This is a genomic window from Ideonella sp. (genome assembly GCF_041914305.1).
Lineage (GTDB): Bacteria > Pseudomonadota > Gammaproteobacteria > Burkholderiales > Burkholderiaceae_C > Ideonella.
In genome coordinates this window covers 1-16,611 of sequence record NZ_JAYSDQ010000025.1, presented here as the reverse complement: position 1 = coordinate 16,611, position 16,611 = coordinate 1, and the positions used below count along the sequence as shown (strand labels likewise).

General features: G+C 70.2%; 12 protein-coding genes. 8 read left to right on the top strand and 4 right to left on the bottom strand.

Annotated features, from left to right (window positions below):
• Position 1: 1 nt before the first annotated feature.
• Together ACE3SG_RS25565 and ACE3SG_RS25560 are read right to left on the bottom strand one after the other, a co-directional pair.
• Entirely contained in the window at positions 2-2,986 is a 2,985-nt protein-coding gene (locus tag ACE3SG_RS25565) for a hypothetical protein (protein ID WP_374569067.1), read from the bottom strand.
• A 31-nt stretch (positions 2,987-3,017) separates the two neighbouring features.
• Positions 3,018-3,989, bottom strand: coding sequence for an FAD:protein FMN transferase (locus ACE3SG_RS25560; RefSeq protein ID WP_374569066.1), 972 nt, complete (start codon positions 3,987-3,989; stop codon positions 3,018-3,020).
• 377 nt (positions 3,990-4,366) lie between these two features.
• Between ACE3SG_RS25560 and ACE3SG_RS25555 the strand changes: the two genes are divergently transcribed.
• Together ACE3SG_RS25555 and ACE3SG_RS25550 are read left to right on the top strand one after the other, a co-directional pair.
• Positions 4,367-4,732: a VOC family protein gene (locus ACE3SG_RS25555; protein ID WP_374569065.1), complete on the top strand. Its 366-nt coding sequence runs from the start codon at positions 4,367-4,369 to the stop codon at positions 4,730-4,732.
• 191 nt (positions 4,733-4,923) lie between these two features.
• Positions 4,924-5,919, top strand: coding sequence for an AAA family ATPase (locus tag ACE3SG_RS25550; RefSeq protein WP_374569064.1), 996 nt, complete (start codon positions 4,924-4,926; stop codon positions 5,917-5,919).
• A 31-nt stretch (positions 5,920-5,950) separates the two neighbouring features.
• Here the strand turns inward: ACE3SG_RS25550 and ACE3SG_RS25545 are convergent, their stop codons facing one another.
• Positions 5,951-7,129, bottom strand: a complete 1,179-nt coding sequence (locus ACE3SG_RS25545) for an ABC transporter substrate-binding protein (protein WP_374569063.1) — start codon at positions 7,127-7,129, stop codon at positions 5,951-5,953.
• 172 nt (positions 7,130-7,301) lie between these two features.
• On the opposite strand from ACE3SG_RS25545, the gene ACE3SG_RS25540 reads away from it, so the two are divergent.
• From ACE3SG_RS25540 to ACE3SG_RS25530, 3 genes are read left to right on the top strand one after another with little or no spacing between them, the layout of a single operon-like run.
• A complete protein-coding gene (locus ACE3SG_RS25540) occupies positions 7,302-8,210 on the top strand; it encodes a 5'-nucleotidase (protein WP_374569062.1) in 909 nt (302 codons plus the stop codon).
• Positions 8,210-9,700, top strand: coding sequence for a peptide MFS transporter (locus ACE3SG_RS25535; protein ID WP_374569061.1), 1,491 nt, complete (start codon positions 8,210-8,212; stop codon positions 9,698-9,700). Before ACE3SG_RS25540 ends, ACE3SG_RS25535 begins: the two co-directional genes overlap by 1 nt.
• A gap of 13 nt (positions 9,701-9,713) precedes the next feature.
• On the top strand, positions 9,714-10,751 hold the full coding sequence (locus ACE3SG_RS25530; RefSeq protein WP_374569060.1) for an NAD(P)H-dependent flavin oxidoreductase: 1,038 nt from the start codon (positions 9,714-9,716) through the stop codon (positions 10,749-10,751).
• Positions 10,752-10,787: 36 nt separating this feature from the next.
• On the opposite strand, the gene ACE3SG_RS25525 is transcribed toward ACE3SG_RS25530, so the two are convergent.
• Positions 10,788-11,510 (bottom strand): Crp/Fnr family transcriptional regulator, encoded by a 723-nt coding sequence (locus tag ACE3SG_RS25525; RefSeq protein ID WP_374569160.1) that lies wholly within the window; start codon positions 11,508-11,510, stop codon positions 10,788-10,790.
• A gap of 163 nt (positions 11,511-11,673) precedes the next feature.
• On the opposite strand from ACE3SG_RS25525, the gene ACE3SG_RS25520 reads away from it, so the two are divergent.
• From ACE3SG_RS25520 to ACE3SG_RS25510, 3 genes are all read left to right on the top strand, one after another.
• The gene (locus tag ACE3SG_RS25520) at positions 11,674-13,773 is read left to right on the top strand and encodes a diguanylate cyclase domain-containing protein (protein ID WP_374569059.1); all 2,100 of its coding nucleotides are present in this window, start codon (positions 11,674-11,676) and stop codon (positions 13,771-13,773) included.
• Positions 13,774-13,972: 199 nt separating this feature from the next.
• Positions 13,973-15,919 carry a long-chain fatty acid--CoA ligase gene (locus ACE3SG_RS25515; RefSeq protein WP_374569058.1) on the top strand — a complete coding sequence of 649 codons (1,947 nt, stop codon included), beginning with the start codon at positions 13,973-13,975 and terminating at the stop codon, positions 15,917-15,919.
• A 1-nt stretch (position 15,920) separates the two neighbouring features.
• Positions 15,921-16,611: ABC transporter ATP-binding protein (locus tag ACE3SG_RS25510; protein WP_374569057.1), on the top strand; the 691-nt coding region annotated here is incomplete at its 3' end.

Sequence of the window (16,611 nt, the reverse complement as noted above, 5' to 3'; positions counted from 1 at the left end):
GTCATGGAGTGGGGCAGCCCGTGGCGATCCAGTTGGCCATCGTTTGGTAGTTCGCGCTGCCGACCGGCAACACCGCTGTCGACTGGCCGGTGGCGGCCGCCGGGTGCGGGATCGTCGACGGGCGCTGCAGCAGGTAGTTGGCCGAAGGTGAGCAGGTGTTCGAGATCATCGTCAGCGTCACGCCGAAATCGCCTTCGACATCGCCTGTCAGCACGAAGCGGTTGTTTCGGAATGTTAGCCCACCGCCGCTGCCCACGGGCTGGTGGCAAGACACGCATTGTGAGCGAAGGATCGGCAGGATCTTGGCTTCGAAGGTCTCCTGGCTCAGCGTCGGCACGGTGCGCACGTTGGCGCCGTCGAACGGGTTGTTGTAGTACTGGCCACCCAGGTCGACCCATTCGGCCACCAGGCGCTTCTCGGCCGCGTTCAGCATCGTGGCGTGGTTGGGCGCGGTGTTGGGCGGCGTCGGGTGCGCGGTGCGCGCATCGGCCGCGGCCAGCAGCGTCTGGCCCGACAGGATCTCGATCAGCCGGCTCTGCCGCGCCAGGCCCAGGGCGCCCCCTTCGCTGGCCATGTTGAACACCAGGGCCGGCAGGCGGTCGAGAACGGGCACGCCCTCTTCCAGGTGGGTGACGGGCTGGCCGTTGGCGTCCAGCTTCGGCTCGCCGATCAGCAGCCGGTCATAAGAGACCAGCCGGCCGGTGCCCGAGTAAGTGCCCGACAGGTCGAGCTTGGTGTCGCCCGCGTTGTGGCAGTTGGTGCAGGTGTTGGCACCGCGGTCACGCGTCCACAGCGGCTGGATCTGGTCGGGGTAGTTGATGACGCCGTTGACCGGCGCCTTGGTGGCCAGGCCGCTGTAGCTGATCGAGATCGCGTTGCGCGCGGTGACCCCCTTGCTGGTGTCGGCCCACTCGTCGTTGTAGAGCATGTCGGCGGCCAGCTTCAACGCGGTCGGGTCGATGCGGGTGCGGGTCGAGGCCATCGTCTCGCCCGACTGGTGCTGGCCGGCCAATGCGGCGCGCAGCGTCGACGGCATCGTGTCGGCCACGGTGCCAGAGTTCAGCGCACCGCCGCGGCGCGGGCTGTGGCAGCCGTCGCAGGTGCGGCGCTCGCCCGGGCGAACCTGGATCCAGTTGGTGTGGGTCTGGAACGCGCGGCCTTGTTCGTCGACCACCGCCAGCAGCACCGGCGTGTCGGCCGGCACGTGCAGCTTGAACGAGCCATCAGGCTCGATCGGCGCATAACCCAGGATCTGCTGCGGCTCGAAGTCGGTCTCGCCGATCGCCTCGCGCAGGCCCATCATCGACGCCGGCGGCGCCACCGCACGCACCGCGCGGATGAAGCGCGCCGGGCCGCAGCGATAGGCGGGGTCGGCCGGGTCTTTCAGCTTCAGGATGTCGGCCACCTGGGCCCGCGTGTCCTGCGCGTCGGTCGGCGTGGTCTTCGGGATCGCGCTGGCGCAGCCTTCGGGCAGGTCGGCAGCGGCCAGCACGCCGTCACCCATGCGGCCCAGGCCGTCGGTGTCGTAGACGCTGCGCACCTCGAGCAGGCCGAGGCCTTGCTTGGCCAGGTCGGCGTCGACCGAGGTCGGGTCGACCACGTTCGGCCCCGGGCGCTGCACGATGGGCACCGGGTCGGTGTACATGAAGCCGGCCGGCGGCGCGGCCACGTTCAGCCAGGTCTGCTTGGCCGGGTCGAACATGTAGATCGCGTACGGCGGCGGCACGTCGTCCTGCAGCTCGTCTGCCGCGGCATCGGCCTCGCTGCGGTTCTCGTCGCCCAAGCGCGCCATCTCCTCGTCGGTCAGCGTGGCGCAGGCGACGATGCGCTCGCCACGGTGCACTTCGCAGGGGCGGTAGGCCACCAGCAGGCGGTCGGTGCCGTCCCACAGCGGGAACGGCGTCGTCGCCCGGCCATAACGCGACAGGCCCATGCCCAGGTTCATCGGCTGCTCGGTCGCATGCGCCTGGCCGCCTTCGGTCGGCACGTTCGGGTTGGCCGGCGTGTTCTGCTCGGAGTAGTTGGCAACGTCGACGAACACCAGCCCGCCGCCCTCGTGGGTGCGCGACAGCGGCATCAGGTCCGACGCGACGAAGCCGGCGTACTTGCCCTTCGGATCCATGTCGCGCGGGTGCAGGAAGCTGTTGCCCTCGCTGTGCGCGCCGTACAGCACGAACATGTCGGTGCCGTCGGGCTTGACGCGGAAGATCTTGAAGTGATTGCGGCCACCGACGTGGTCCCAGCGCGAGAACATGATGTCGCCGTTCGGGCGCACGACCGGGTTGCGGTCGTGGCTCTGGTTGAACGAGATCTGCTGGATGTTGGTGCCGGTGGCACTCATCGTGTGCAGGTTGAACACGCGCTCGCGCTCGTATTCGTCGAGCGCGAAGTAGGTGTGGCCCAGCGCCTGGTTGATCTTGCTCTTGGTCTGGCGGTTGGACGAGAAGACGAAGCCGCGGCCATCGGGCAGGTAGGCCGGGTCGACATCATCGTCGTCGGTCGAGCTGGTCAACCGGCGGAACTTGCCGGTCGTCAGCGTCGCATCGGTCATGTCGTATTCCCAGATGTTCCACCGGCCGGTGCAGGCCTTCACACCGTCGACCTGCGAGGTGTTCGCCACCGGGCACTTCAGCGAGAAGATGATCTTCTTGCCGTTGTACGAAACCTCGGGGTCGGACGCATCGCCCTTGCCCTGGGTGATCGAGGCGGTCAGGTTGTGCTCGGCCGCACCGGGCGCCGACATCTCCTTGACCATCAGGTCGCCCCCCGGGGCGCTCGGCGCGCCGTTGGTCGGGTTCATGCCGATCGTGTTGACCCGCTTGACGTAGGCGATCGGCACGGCCCCTTCGAGGCTCAGACCGCCTTCTTCGTCGGCCTTGCTGCCCGAGCCCGAGCAGCCCGGCAACACCAGCGCAGCGGTCAGGCCCAGGGCGGCAGCAGCAGCCCAGGCAACGTGGCGCGGGGCCGGCGGTTTGGCGTGTGACATGAGGTTCTCCTCGTGCAGGTAGTCGGTCTTGTCAGGCATGGCGCAGCAGGCCCGACGAATAGTGCAGCTGGCCGGACGCATCGACGATGACCGCGTCGACACCCGCCAGTGAATTGATCAGCGCCAGGCCGCGTTGGCAGCCGAGCATGAACACCGTCTTCGACAGCGCTTCGCTCGTCAGGCCGTCGTTGGCCAGGATGGTGACGCTGCGCACGCCGGTCGGCGAGCGGCCGGTGCGCGGGTCGATCAGGTGATGGTGGCGCACGCCACCCTTCTCGAAAAAGCGCTCGTAGTCGCCCGAGGTCGACACCGCGGTGTCCTGCAGCGGCAGCACGGCCACCACCTCGCCCTCGCGGCGCGGGTCGCGCACGGCGATCATCCAGGGCCGGCCGCGGCGGTCGCCCAGCACATGGCTGTCGCCGCCAGCGCTGACCATTGCGTGGGCGATGCCGCGGGCCCGCAGGATCGCGATGCAGCGGTCCACCGCGTGGCCCTTGGCGAAACCGCCCAGGTCGATGCGCATGCCGGGTTGGCCGAAACGCAGCGTGCGCGAAGCGTCGTCGAGCAGCAGTTGGTGCCAGGCGATCGCCTCGCGCGCCGGGGCCAGCGCGGCATCGTCGGGTGCCACACCGGCGCGGTAGTCGTAGAGCTGGCCGGCACTGGCGTAGCTGATGTCGAACGCGCCATCGGACCAGCGCGAGAACTCGATCGCCCGGGCGATCAGCATGCACATCTCGTCGGACAGCCGCACCGGCATGTGGCCCGCGTCGCGGTTGATCAGCGACAGCTCCGACTCGGGCTTGTGCGGGCTCATCGTGCGGTCGATGCGGCGCATCTCGTCGATCACCGCGGCCATCGCCGCCTCGCCGGCGCGTCGGTCTTCTGCCCACAACTCCACCGCCACGGTCGTTCCCATGATGGCTTCGTCGCGGCGCAGCCAGCCGGCCGGGGCTTCGGCGGCCGGGGCCAGGCCCGCCATCGACGACACGAACCGGGAACGCAAGGAAGACAGACTGGAAAACATTGGCAAAGACGGTGCCCGTGGCGCCGGCCGCAGGCCTGCAAAACGTGGGATGGACAGGGAACCAGGCAGTGGTCCATGAACAACCACAACGCAGTCGGGGAAATGTAACTGCGACCTGGCTTGGTTTCGCCATTGCTTTCGGCGAGGCGATGCTTCATGTGTATGCATTCGCAACATCGCAGAAATGAGGCGTTCACGTCGGCGCGCGGAAAATGTCACACTGAACCGTCGACCCGGCGCCGGCTGAAGAGCCCGCGCTGCAGCGCTGTGCCGCGTGGCTGCTGGGCCTGGTGCAGCCGATGCAGGCCGCGCCCGATCGGCCCGGCCGCGGGCCGATGCCCAGCCTGGAGGACCGCGTGGCCACCGTTCGTTACCTCGTGCACGATGTCGACACCTGCCTGCCCTTCTACGAAGCCCTCGGGTTCACCCTGACTCAGCGCTGGGGGCCACCGTTCGCGATGCTGGCCCGCGGCGACCTGACCCTGTGGCTGGCCGGGCCCGGCACCTCGGCCCAGCGCCCGCTGGCCGACGGCCGCCAACCCGAGCCCGGCGGCTGGAACCGGCTGGTGATCGAGGTCGACGACCTCGACGCGGCCCAACAGGCGCTGACCCCGACCGGGGGCCGCATTCGCAGCGCGCCGATCACCGGCCCCGGCGGCCGTCAGGTGCTGGTCGACGACCCCGCCGGCAACCCGATCGAGCTGTTCGAAGCCGCCGAATGACGGCGGCCGCCGCCCTCGCTCGATGCAGGCCGCGGACGCGGCGGAATTCACGCTCCCCCATCAACTGCACCGCAATCGGGCGGCTGTTTGGGGTTTGGCGCTGGCGCTATATTTGCTTCAATGACTCTGCCGGGGATGGCTTTTCGATCCCGAAGGGCCACGGCCGGTGACCGATGTCGATGGAGGTTCGCATGTCCTCACCTGCCCAACGCCTGCCCGCGGTCAGCGGCCTGCTGCCGATTGCCCGCATGCGCAGCCTGTTTCGCACCGACGAGGTCGAAAAGCGGCTGCAAAAGCTGCCGCCGCGTGAACACGAGAGCCTGCGCAGCACCTACGAGCGCATGCTCGAGCGCGGCCCCGAGCGCTTCCAGGTCAAGCCCTCGGGCCTGCCGGTGATGGACCGGCTCTACGACGAGCTGCCCAATTTCCACGAGGTGCTCGACGACCTGAAGCGCCAGCTCGCGCTGTGCCAGGACAGCAAGGACGCGCTCGAGCTGACGCCGATGCTGCTGCTCGGCCCACCGGGCGTTGGCAAGACCCATTTCGCCCGCGCGGTGGCCCACCTGCTGGGCACCGGCATGGGCTTCGTCTCGATGAGCTCGCTGACCGCCGGCTGGGTGCTGTCGGGCGCGTCGAGCCAATGGAAAGGCGCACGCCCCGGCAAGGTCTTCGAGACCTTGATCGACGGCCCCTACGCCAACCCGGTGATGGTGGTCGACGAGATCGACAAGGCCCGCGGCGAGCACGCCTACGACCCGCTCGGCTCGCTCTACAGCCTGCTCGAGCACGACACCGCCGGCAGCTTCACCGACGAGTTTGCCGAGGTGCCGATCGATGCTAGCCAGGTGATCTGGGTCGCGACGGCGAATGACGAGCGAGCCATCCCCGAGCCGATCCTGAACCGCGTCAACGTGTTCGAGATCCAGATGCCCGACGCCGACGCGGCGCGCGCGATCGCGCTGCGGCTGTACCAGGGCATCCGCGGCGAACACGACTGGGGCCGCCGCTTCGACCCGGCCCCGCGCGAGGACACGCTGGGCTGCCTGGCCGACATGCCGCCCCGCGAGATGCGCCGGGCCTGGATGACCGGCTTCGGCAACGCGCGGCTGGACGGCCGCGACCAGGTCGAGCCGCGCGACCTGCCGGCCGCCGCCGGCAAGCGCGGCAGCATCGGCTTCGTGCACTGACCGCGCCGAGCGGCCACGCCGGTGGCCGCGGTCAGTGGATGAACCGGCCGTCGCGCGCGATCAGGGTCAGGTCGACGAAACGCGATGCGCCGCGGCCCGGCGCGTCGAAACCGAGCGCGAAGCCGCCGACATCGAACGAGCGCAGCCCCCAGGCCGCCTGCAGAAAGCCGCCGCGCGTCAGCGGTGCCGGGCAGCGCCGCAAGACCTCGGCCAGCACCAGCGTGTTGATGTAGCCCTCGAGTGCGATGTGCGAGGGCGCCAGCGGCGTGCCCGCCGCCGCCCAGGCCTGCATGAACTCGCGCGACACCTTGATCAACGGGCTGCCCGGCAGCGGCACGACCTGCGCCACCGCGATGCCGGCCGCGTCGTCGCCCAGCGCCGCCAGCGTGGCCGCCGAGCCCAGCACCGACAGCGCATACAAGGGCGTGCCGCGCCGCATCAGCCGGAAGGCCTTGATGAAGCCCACCGTCGGCTTGCCGGCCAGCCCGAGCACCACCGCCTCGGGCGACGCATCGGCCAGCAGCTTCGCGGCGTCGGCCGCGTCGCTCGCATCGCTGCGCACGGTGACCCTGCCCGCCAGCCCGAGCTTGTGCTGGCTGGTGGCCGCCTCGGCGGCCTGCGCCACCTCCTTGCCGAAGGCGTTGTCCTGCGTCACCAGGCCGATGCGCTGCAGGCCCAGCGTGGCCAGGTGCTGCACCAGCCGCTCGACCTCTTCGGGGTAGCTGGCGCGGATCGGCAGCACGTTGCGCATGTCGCGTGGGCGGGTCGACAGCGCGCCGGTCAGGGGCGCGAAGCACGGCACGTCCGAGCCGCGCAGCAGCGGCAGCATCGCCTCGATCATCGGCGTGCCCATGCAGCCGAACAGGCCGAAGCACTCTTGCTCGCCCAGCAGGCTGCGCACGTTGGCCACCGCCCGCGCACTGTCGTAGCCGTCGTCCAGCGTGACCAGCGTCAGCGGCCGCCCATGCACGCCGCCGCGCGCGTTGACCACGCCGGCGCCGACCTTGGCCCCCGCATGCAAGGCCTGGCCCAGCTCGGCCAGCGGGCCCGTCAGCGCGACCGATTGGCCGAAGCGGATCGCCTCGCCACTCGGCCCCGGCGCGGCCCAGCCCAGGCCGGTGGCGGCCAGCCCGGCGGCACCACCAACGGCGCCCATCAGGCGGCGGCGCGGCCGGTTCACCGGGTGGTCCCACACGGGCCCTAACTTCACGTCTGACTGCATTGCATCTCCGTGTGCCCGCACCAGCGCAGGCGTCGCGCATGCTAGGTCAGGCGTCGCCCATAACGCCGCCGTTGCGACGACGAAGCAACACCCGTGGCGCTCGGGGCTTTCCCCGGTACAACAAGCCGCCGGTTCATGCCCGGCCCGTATGATCCGGCGCATGCCCGCTTCGCTCGACGGCCGCCTGGTGGTGGCCCTGTCCTCGCGCGCGTTGTTCGACTTCGAAGAAGAAAACCAGGTCTTCGAAGCGAGCGACGACCACGCCTACATGCAGTTGCAATTGCAGCGGCTGGAACAGCCCGCCCGGCCGGGCGTGGCGTTCTCGCTGGCGCGCAAGCTGCTGGCCTTCAATGCCAACACCAGCGCCCCGGCGGTCGACGTGGTGATCCTGTCGCGCAACGACCCGGTCTCGGGCATGCGCGTGTTCCGCTCGGCCCAGCACTACGGGCTGCCGATCGAGCGTGGCGCGTTCACGCGCGGCCAAAGCCCCTGGCGCTACCTGCGGCCGCTGGGGGCGCAGCTGTTCCTGTCGGCCAACCTGGCCGACGTGCGGCAGGCGCTGGACGCCGGCGTGCCGGCGGCGCAGGTCTACCCCCATTCGGCGCGCGCCTCCGAAGCGCACCCGAACGAGCTGCGCATCGCCTTCGACGGCGATGCGGTGCTGTTCTCCGACGAAGCCGAGCAGGTCTTTCAGCGCGAAGGGCTCGACGCGTTCCAGCGCCACGAGGTCAGCCGTGCCGGCACGCCGCTGCCGCCGGGCCCGTTCAAGCCGCTGCTCGAAGCGCTGCAGCGGCTGCAGCGCAGCACCGCGGCCGGCGGCGTGCAGATTCGCACCGCGCTGGTCACCGCGCGCAGCGCGCCGTCGCACGAGCGCGCGATCCGCACGCTGATGGACTGGCAGATCGAGGTCGACGAGGCGATCTTCCTCGGCGGCCTGCCCAAGGGCCCGTTCCTGCGCGAGTTCGAGCCCGACTTCTTCTTCGACGACCAGACCGGCCACGTGGCCAACGCGGCCTCGCACGTGCCGTCGGGCCACGTGGCATCGGGCGTGCGCAACCTCAGCCCCTGATGAACACCACCACCTTGCCGCTGGGCGCGTCGGCCGCCCCCGCCGCCGACGCGCGCCAACCGGTGGCCGCGCTGGCGGTCATCTTCCTGACCGAGATGTGGGAGCGCTTCAGCTACTACGGCATGCGCGCGTTGCTCGTGCTGTACCTGGTCAATGCGCTGGGCTACCCGCGCGGCGATGCGCTGCAGCTGTACGGCCTGTACACCGGCCTGGTCTACATCACGCCGCTGATCGGCGGGATGCTCGCCGACCGCTGGCTCGGTGCGCGGCTGGCCGCGGTGGTCGGGGCGGCGATCATGATGCTCGGCCACTTCGCGATGGCCTTCCCGTCGCTGCTGCACCTGGCGCTCGGGCTGCTGGTGGTGGGCAACGGCTTCTTCAAGCCGAACACCACCGCGATGGTCGGCATGCTGTACGAGAGCGAGCACGACCCGCGCCGTGCCGCCGGCTACACCTACTTCTACATGGGCGTGAACCTCGGCGCGTTCCTGGCGCCCTTCGGGGCCGGCACGCTGGGCCAGCTGGTCGGCTGGCACTGGGGCTTTGCCAGCGCCGGCGTGGGCATGGCGATCGGCATGGTGGTGCTGTGCCTGGGCCAGCGCTGGCTCGGCGGCGCCGGGCTGCGCGAAGGCCGCGGCGCGGTCGGCTGGAAAGACGCCCCGCTGGTGGTGGCGCTGTGCGTGGCCAGCGTGCTGCTGGTGCTCGCGGTGCTGGCCGTGGCGCCGTGGCTGGGCGCGCTGTGGCAGCCGCTGCCGGGCGCCGCCAAGCTGCTGGTCGGCCTGGCGTTGCTGGGTGGCTGCGGCTGGCTGGCGCTGCGCCAGCCCGGCGGCCAGGTCCAGCCCTTGACCCGGGCCGAGGTCGGCCGCGTCGTCGCGATCGGCATCGTCGCCTTCTTCGTGATCTTCTTCTGGATGGGTTTCGAGCAGGCCGGCGGCTCGCTGACGCTGTTCGCCGACCAGCAGACCGACCGCCAGGCCTTCGGCTGGGAGATCCCCGCCTCGTGGTTCCAGGCCATCAACCCGCTGGGCATCTTGCTGATGGCGCCGCTGTTCGCCTGGGCCTGGCAGACGCTGGACCGCTCGCGCTTCGCGCTGCCGGACCCGGCCAAGCAGGGCCTGGGCATGATCGTGCTCGGGCTGGGCTTCGTCGTGATGACGATCGCGCAACGTCGCGCCGAGGCGCTGGGCCCGGTCGGCCCGCAGTGGCTGGCGATGGTCTACCTGCTCAACACGATCGGCGAGCTGATGCTGTCGCCGGTGGGGCTGTCGCTGGTTTCGCACGCTGCGCCGCGGCGGCTCGTCGGGCTGCTGATGGGCGTGTGGCTGATGGCGATCGGCGTGGCCAACTACCTGGCCGGGGCGCTCGAAGGGTTGCTCGCCGGCAGCGGTGTCCCGCTGTACGTGTTCCTGCTAAGTTCGTCGATGGGTGCCGGCGTGCTGCTGCTCGTGCTGACCCCGCTGCTGCAACGCATGATCACCCGTCACGACTGACTCGGAGAACCCCATGGACCTCGCCCGCTGGCTCGGCACTACCCACCCCGTGCTGCAAGCGCCAATGGCCGGCGCGCAAAACCACGCGATGGCCGCCGCGGTCAGCAACGCGGGCGGGTTAGGCGCGCTGCCGGCGGCGATGCTGAGCCTGCAGGCCCTGGGCGACGAACTGACCGCGCTGGCCACCGCCACCTCGGCGCCGTTCAACGTCAACTTCTTCTGCCACACGCCGCCGCGGCCGGACACCGAGCGCGAGGCGCGCTGGCGCGAGGCGCTGGCCCCGGCCTACCGCGAGGCCGGCATCGACCCCGCCGCCATCCCCGCCGGCCCGGGCCGGGCGCCGTTCAGCCATGAGGTGGCCGATGTCGTCGAGCCGTTCCGGCCGGCGGTCGTCAGCTTTCACTTCGGCCTGCCCGCGCCCGACCTGCTGGCGCGCGTCAAAGGCTGGGGCTCGAAGGTGCTGGCCTCGGCCACCACGGTGGCCGAGGCGCGCTGGCTCGAAGCCCACGGGGCCGACGCCGTGATCGCACAAGGGGTCGAGGCCGGCGGCCACCGCGGCCTCTTCCTCAGCGATGACCTGAGCACCCAGCTCGGCAGCTTCGCGCTGTGGCCGCTGGTGGCCAGGGCGGTGCAATTGCCGGTGATCGCCGCCGGTGGCATTGCCGATGCGGCCGGCGTGCGGGCCGCGCGCGAGCTGGGCGTGGCCGGCGTGCAGGTCGGCACCGCCTACCTGCTGTGCGACGAGGCCCTGATCAGCCCGCTGCACCGCGCGGCGTTGAAGACCGATGCCCCGACCGTGCTGACCAACGTCTTCACCGGCCGCCCGGCACGCGGCATCGTCAACCGCGTGGTGCGCGACTGGGGCCCGATCAACCCGCTGGCGCCGGCGTTCCCGCTCGCCACCGCGGCGATCGCACCGCTGCGCGCCTGGGCCGAGGCGCGGGGCCATGCCGATTTCTCGCCGCTGTGGTCAGGCCAGAACCGCAGCGGCTGCCACGAGGGCTCGGCCGCCGACGTGACGCGCGCGCTGGCCGCCGCCTGGCCTGCGTGATCCACCGCTGAGCCCTCGCTGGGACCGTGTGGCGCGTCAGCCGTCGGCTGCCGGCTCGAAGCATCGCAAGCCCTGCAGATCGAGCACGCGAACACCGCCGTACTCGACCGCGATCAGCCGACGGGCCTGCAAGGCGCTCAAGGCCTCGTTGACCCGCTGGCGTGACAACCCCACCAGGTAGCCCAGCTCCTGCTGCGTGATGCGCAGCAGCTGGCCCACGCCCGGGTACAGCACCGGGTGGAACAGCGCCGCGAGGTTGCGCGCCACGCGCGTGTCGGGGTCGTTCAGGCGGTCGGTTTCGCGCGCGGCGATGAACTGGCCCAGCCGTTCGTTGAGCTGGTTCAGCACGAAGCGGTTGAACGGGATGCTGCGCTCGAGCAGGTCGTGAAACGCATCGACCGGCAGGCCGGCGACCGTGCTCTTGCGCAGCGTCTCGATGTTGTAGCGGTAGGGCTCGCGCTTGAGCAGCGTGCCCTCGCCGAACCAGGCGCCGGGCGGCACGCCGGTGAAGGTGATCGGCGCGCCGGCGCCGGGCTCGTTGCTCATCTTCAGCAGGCCTTCGAGCACGCCGAACCAGTAGGTGGCCGGGCGCCCGATGCGGCAGATCTGCTCGCCCGGCCCGGCGTGGGCCAGCATGATGCTGGCGCGGGCCATGCGCTGGTCGTCGGGCTCCAGCAGCGCCAGCCACGGGATGCTCGCCAGCTCGGCGTCGCTGGGTGCCCGCGCGCGTTCGCGCAAAGGTCGGGCTTCATGGGCCATCGCGGTGGGCACCGTGGCGTAAAGGGCCCGAAGATTGTCATCCAACGTGCCGAGCAGCGTCAAACCACCCGCTTGGGCCGCTTTTTCGCCTGCCGATGCGGGGTGCTGCCTATCAAGAACCGGCCCGGGCGGCCGATACCTCGCTGTGGTTCCTCGCTTCACGATGGCCTTGTTCGCCCCCTTCTGCCGGTTGCCCTTGTGGTGGCCCCGCCGCTGCCGCGACGCGGTGGTGCTGGCCTTGCTGCTCGCCGCCGGCGGCGCGGCGGCCCCGGCGTGGGCGGCCGATTCGACGCGCGAGGTGCTGGACGACTTTCGCGCCCACGGCTACCCGTCGCCGCTGCTCGCGCTGGAGCGCCTCCAGCAGGCCGCCCCCGACGCCGCCGCGAACGACCCCGCCGGCCAGGACCTGCGCTGGCGCTACGAATCAGCGTTGGCCAGCCTGGCCTTGAGCGCCGGCGACAACGCCACCGCCCAGGCCGCGTTGACGCGGCTGCGGGCCATGGCCGAACAAGAGCACTGCGCCCCTTGCGCCACGGCCTTGCTGCTGCGCCAGACGCGGCAGGCCGAGGCCGCCGGCGGCAACGACCTGCGCCAGCGGCTGGCCGCGTTGAACGCGCTGCCCGAGCCGAGCGACCCGCAACTGCAATACGAGTGGTACATCGCCCGCTCGGCCGCGCAGTCGATCCTGGGCGACTACGAGGCCGCGATCGCCGAGGCGCTGAAAGCCTCCGAGTCGGCCACGCTGCACGACCGGCCGGCCGACCTCGTCACCTCGCTGGCGATCCTGTCCAGCACCAACGCGAGCCGGCGCGACCTGCCCCGCGCCCTCGAATACACCCGCCAGGGCATCGCGCTGGCGCGTGAGATCGGTTTTCACTTTGCGCTGGTGCGGCTGCTGGTCAACCACAGCTATTCGCTGGCGACGATGAAAGAGAACACCGAACGCAAGGCGGTGCTCGAAGAGCTGCTGCGGCTGACTGAATCGACCCGCGGCCTGCAGAAGGTCAGGCTCAACACGCTGATCAACCTGGCCGCGCTCAGCAACGACACGCACGACTACAACAAGGCGGTCGACTACGCCTCGCGCGCCGAGCGGGCCGCCGACCGCGAGACCGACCCGAACGGCTACGCCTTCACCCTGGTCAACCGCGGCGTGGCCTGGGCCCACCTCGGGCGTGCCGACGAAGGGCTGGCGCTGGTCAAGACCTCGATCGACATCGCCGAGAAGACCGGCGACAAGCGCGAGCTGGCCGACCTGATCGAGCAACAGGTCGACGCCTTCGAGGCGGCAGGGCGCCCACAGGCCGCGCTGCAGGCGCTGCGCCGCTGGGTCGAGCTGAACAACGAGCTGACCTCGTCGCAGCGCGAGCAGGCCGTGACCCAGCTGCAAGAGACTTTCGCCGCGCAACAGCGCGCGCGCCAGATCGAGAACCTCAAGCTCGACAACGCCCGCCGCGAGGCCGAGCTGCAGGTGCGCAGCTGGCGCGAGCGTGCCTGGGCCGCCGCTGCGGTGATGGTGGCGCTGCTGGCCTTCATCAGCTGGAAGCGGCTGACCCGCTCGCGCACGATCAACCGCGGGTTGCGGCAGGACGTGGCCCGGCTCAGCGACGAGTCGCACCATGACCCGATGACGGGCGCCTACAACCGGCGCTTCGGCGAAGCGCTGCTACAGCGGCTGGAGAACGACAACGCCGGCCAGCCCGATTCGCGGCGCCGCGCGGTGTCGCTGCTGCTGCTGGACGTGGACCACTTCAAGCGGGTCAACGACACGCACGGCCACGCCGCGGGCGACGCGGTGCTGGTCGAGATGACCCAGCGGCTGCAGGCAATGCTGCGCGATGGCGACGCGGTGGTGCGCTGGGGCGGCGAAGAGTTCTTGCTGATCCTGCCCGGCACCGACGCCAACGGCCTGCAGGTGGTGGCCGAGCGGGCCCTGGCCGCGATCGGCCAGGCACCGATCGATCTGTCGCCCGGCAAGCGCCTGGCGATCCGCGCGTCGGCCGGTGGCGTGACCTGGCGCGCCGGCGGCGGCACGCCGTGGGCCGATCGGCTGGCGCTGGCCGATGCGGCGCTTTACCAGGCCAAGGCCGACGGCCGCAACCGCGCGATCAGCGCACTGGCCGACGAGGCCTTCAGCGAAGACGCGCTGCAGCAGCTGCCCAGCCTCGTGGCCCAGGGCCGCGTGCACCTGAAGACGGTCGCCGGCGTGGCGCCGCCGGAAGCGGCCAACGGCCAGCCCACGCCCGAAGCCGCGCTGGCCTGAGCGCGCCACCGGCACATGACCCGGCCGCCCCGCGGGCCGAGGCGCCACCGTCAGACGTCTCCGGGAAAGTCCGGAGCCGATCGACCCAAAGATTGTCGTCCAACCGACAACACGACGTCAAACTTCGGCCTAGGATGCGTCCCATCAACGCTGCCGGCCTGTGGGCCCGAGTGGCGGGCCGACCGGAGACTGACGCGCCGTGCAAACGACTTTTGTGCGATTGATGCTGGACCACGCCGCCAAGCGGCCTGACGCGCCAGCGTTGCGGGAAAAGGAATACGGCATCTGGCAGACCACCAGCTGGGCGCAGCTCGCCGAGCGGGTGCGCCACCTGGCCTGCGGCCTGGCGGCGGCCGGCCTGCGGCGCGGCCAGCACATCGTCGTGATCGGCGACAACCGGCCGCGGCTGACCGCCGCGATGCTCGCCGCGCAGGCGCTGGGGGCCATCCCGGTGCCGCTGTACCAGGACGCGGCGGCCACCGAGTTCACCTTCCCGATCAACAACGCCGAGGTCGCGTTCGCGATCGTCGAAGACCAGGAGCAGGTCGACAAGCTGCTCGAGGTGCGTGAGCAGTGCCCGCAGCTGGCGCACATCTGGTATGACGACCCGCGCGGCCTGCGCCACTACGCCGAACCCGGCCTCGCGTCGCTCGACGCGCTGCTCGACGCCGGCAAGCAGCACGACCAGGCGCACCCGTCGCTGTTCACGCATGAGGTGGGCCTGGGCCAGGCCGGCGACGTGGCGGCGATGTTCTTCACCTCGGGCACCACCGGCCACCCGAAAGGCGTGGTGCACACCCACTTCTCGCTGCTGGACCGCGCGGCGGCCGGCAAGACCTTCGACAAGCTGACCGAGAACGAAGAGGTGCTGGCCTACCTGCCGCCGGCCTGGATCGGCCAGAACATCTTCAGCTTCGCGCAGTGGCTGGCCTGCGGCTACATCGTCAACTGCCCCGAGTCAGCCTCGACGGTGGCGATCGACATGAAGGAGATCGGGCCGAGCTACTACTTCGCACCGCCGCGCATCTTCGAAGGCATGCTGACCACGGTGATGATCCGCATGGAAGACGCGAGCGCGGTCAAGCGCGCGCTGTTCCACCATTTCATGGCGCTGGCCAAGCGCGTGGGCCCAGCGCTGATGGACGGCAAGCCGGTGGGCCTGGTCGACCGGCTGCGCTACGCCCTGGGCAACGTGCTGATCTACGGGCCGCTGCGCAACACGCTGGGCCTGTCGCGGGTGCGCGTGGCCTACACCGCTGGCGAGGCGATCGGGCCCGACCTGTTCAGCTTCTACCGCTCGATCGGCGTCAACCTGAAGCAGCTCTACGGCTCGACCGAGACCGCCGTGTTCGTCTGCCTGCAGCCCGACCACGAGGCCAAGTCGGACACGGTGGGCGTGCCGGTCGAGGGCGTGCAGATCAAGCTGTCCGACTCGGGCGAGTTGCTGGTCAAGTCGCCGGGGCTGCTGAAGGAGTACTACAAGAACCCGGCCGCCACCGCCGAGGTGCTGACCAGCGACGGCTGGTACCACACCGGCGACGCCGGCTTCCTGGACGCCGGCGGCCACCTGAAGATCATCGACCGCGCGAAAGACGTGGGCCGCCTGATGGGCGGCGCCAACGACGGCGCGATGTTCGCGCCCAAGTACGTCGAGAACAAGCTGAAGTTCTTCCCGCACATCAAGGAGGCGGTGGCCTTCGGCGACAAGCGCGAGAAGGTCTGCGCCTTCATCAACATCGATTTCGAAGCGGTCGGCAACTGGGCCGAGCGGCGCAACCTGCCGTATGCCGGCTACACCGACCTGGCACAGAAGCCCGAGGTCTATGCACTGATCCGCGACTGCGTCGAACAGGTCAACGCCGACCTGGCGCGCGACGAACTGCTGGCCGGCAGCCAGATCCACCGCTTCCTGGTGTTGCACAAGGAACTCGACGCCGACGACGGCGAGATGACCCGCACCCGCAAGGTCAAGCGCGGCTTCATCAACGACAAGTACCAGGTGCTGGTGGACGCGATGTACGAAGGCCGGCCCGAGCAATTCATCGAGACCGCCGTGAAGTTCGAGGACGGGCGTTCGGGCAGCGTCAGTGCGACGCTGAAGATTCAAGACGTCAAAACCTTTGCCCCAACCCGGAGGGCCGCCTGACATGAGCGCCCACCGCAAGATCGGCGAGGTCATCCTCGACGTGCAGAACATCAGCCTGCGCTTCGGCGGCGTGAAGGCGCTGACCGACATCAGCTTCAATGTTCGTGAGCACGAGGTGCGCGCGATCATCGGCCCCAACGGGGCCGGCAAGAGCTCGATGCTGAACTGCATCAACGGCGTCTACGTGCCGCAGGACGGCAAGATCAGCTTCCGTGGCCAGACCTTCAGCCACATGAACTCGCGCCAGGTGGCCGAGATGGGTGTCGCACGCACCTTCCAGAACCTGGCGCTGTTCAAGGGCATGAGCGTGGTCGACAACCTGATGACCGGGCGCAACCTGAAGATGAAGACCAACCTCTTCCAGCAGGCGATCCGCTGGGGGGCGGCCGAGCGCGAAGAGACCGAGCACCGCGCGTTCGTCGAGCGCATCATCGACTTCCTCGAGATCCAGGCCCACCGCAAGACACCCGTGGGCCGCCTGCCCTACGGGCTGCAAAAGCGCGTCGACCTCGGGCGTGCGCTGGCGATGGAGCCGAGCGTGCTGCTGCTGGACGAGCCGATGGCCGGCATGAACGTCGAAGAGAAGCAGGACATGTGCCGCTTCATCCTCGACGTGAACGACGAGTTCGGCACCACGATCGTGCTGATCGAGCACGACATGGGCGTGGTGATGGACATCTCCGACCGCGTGG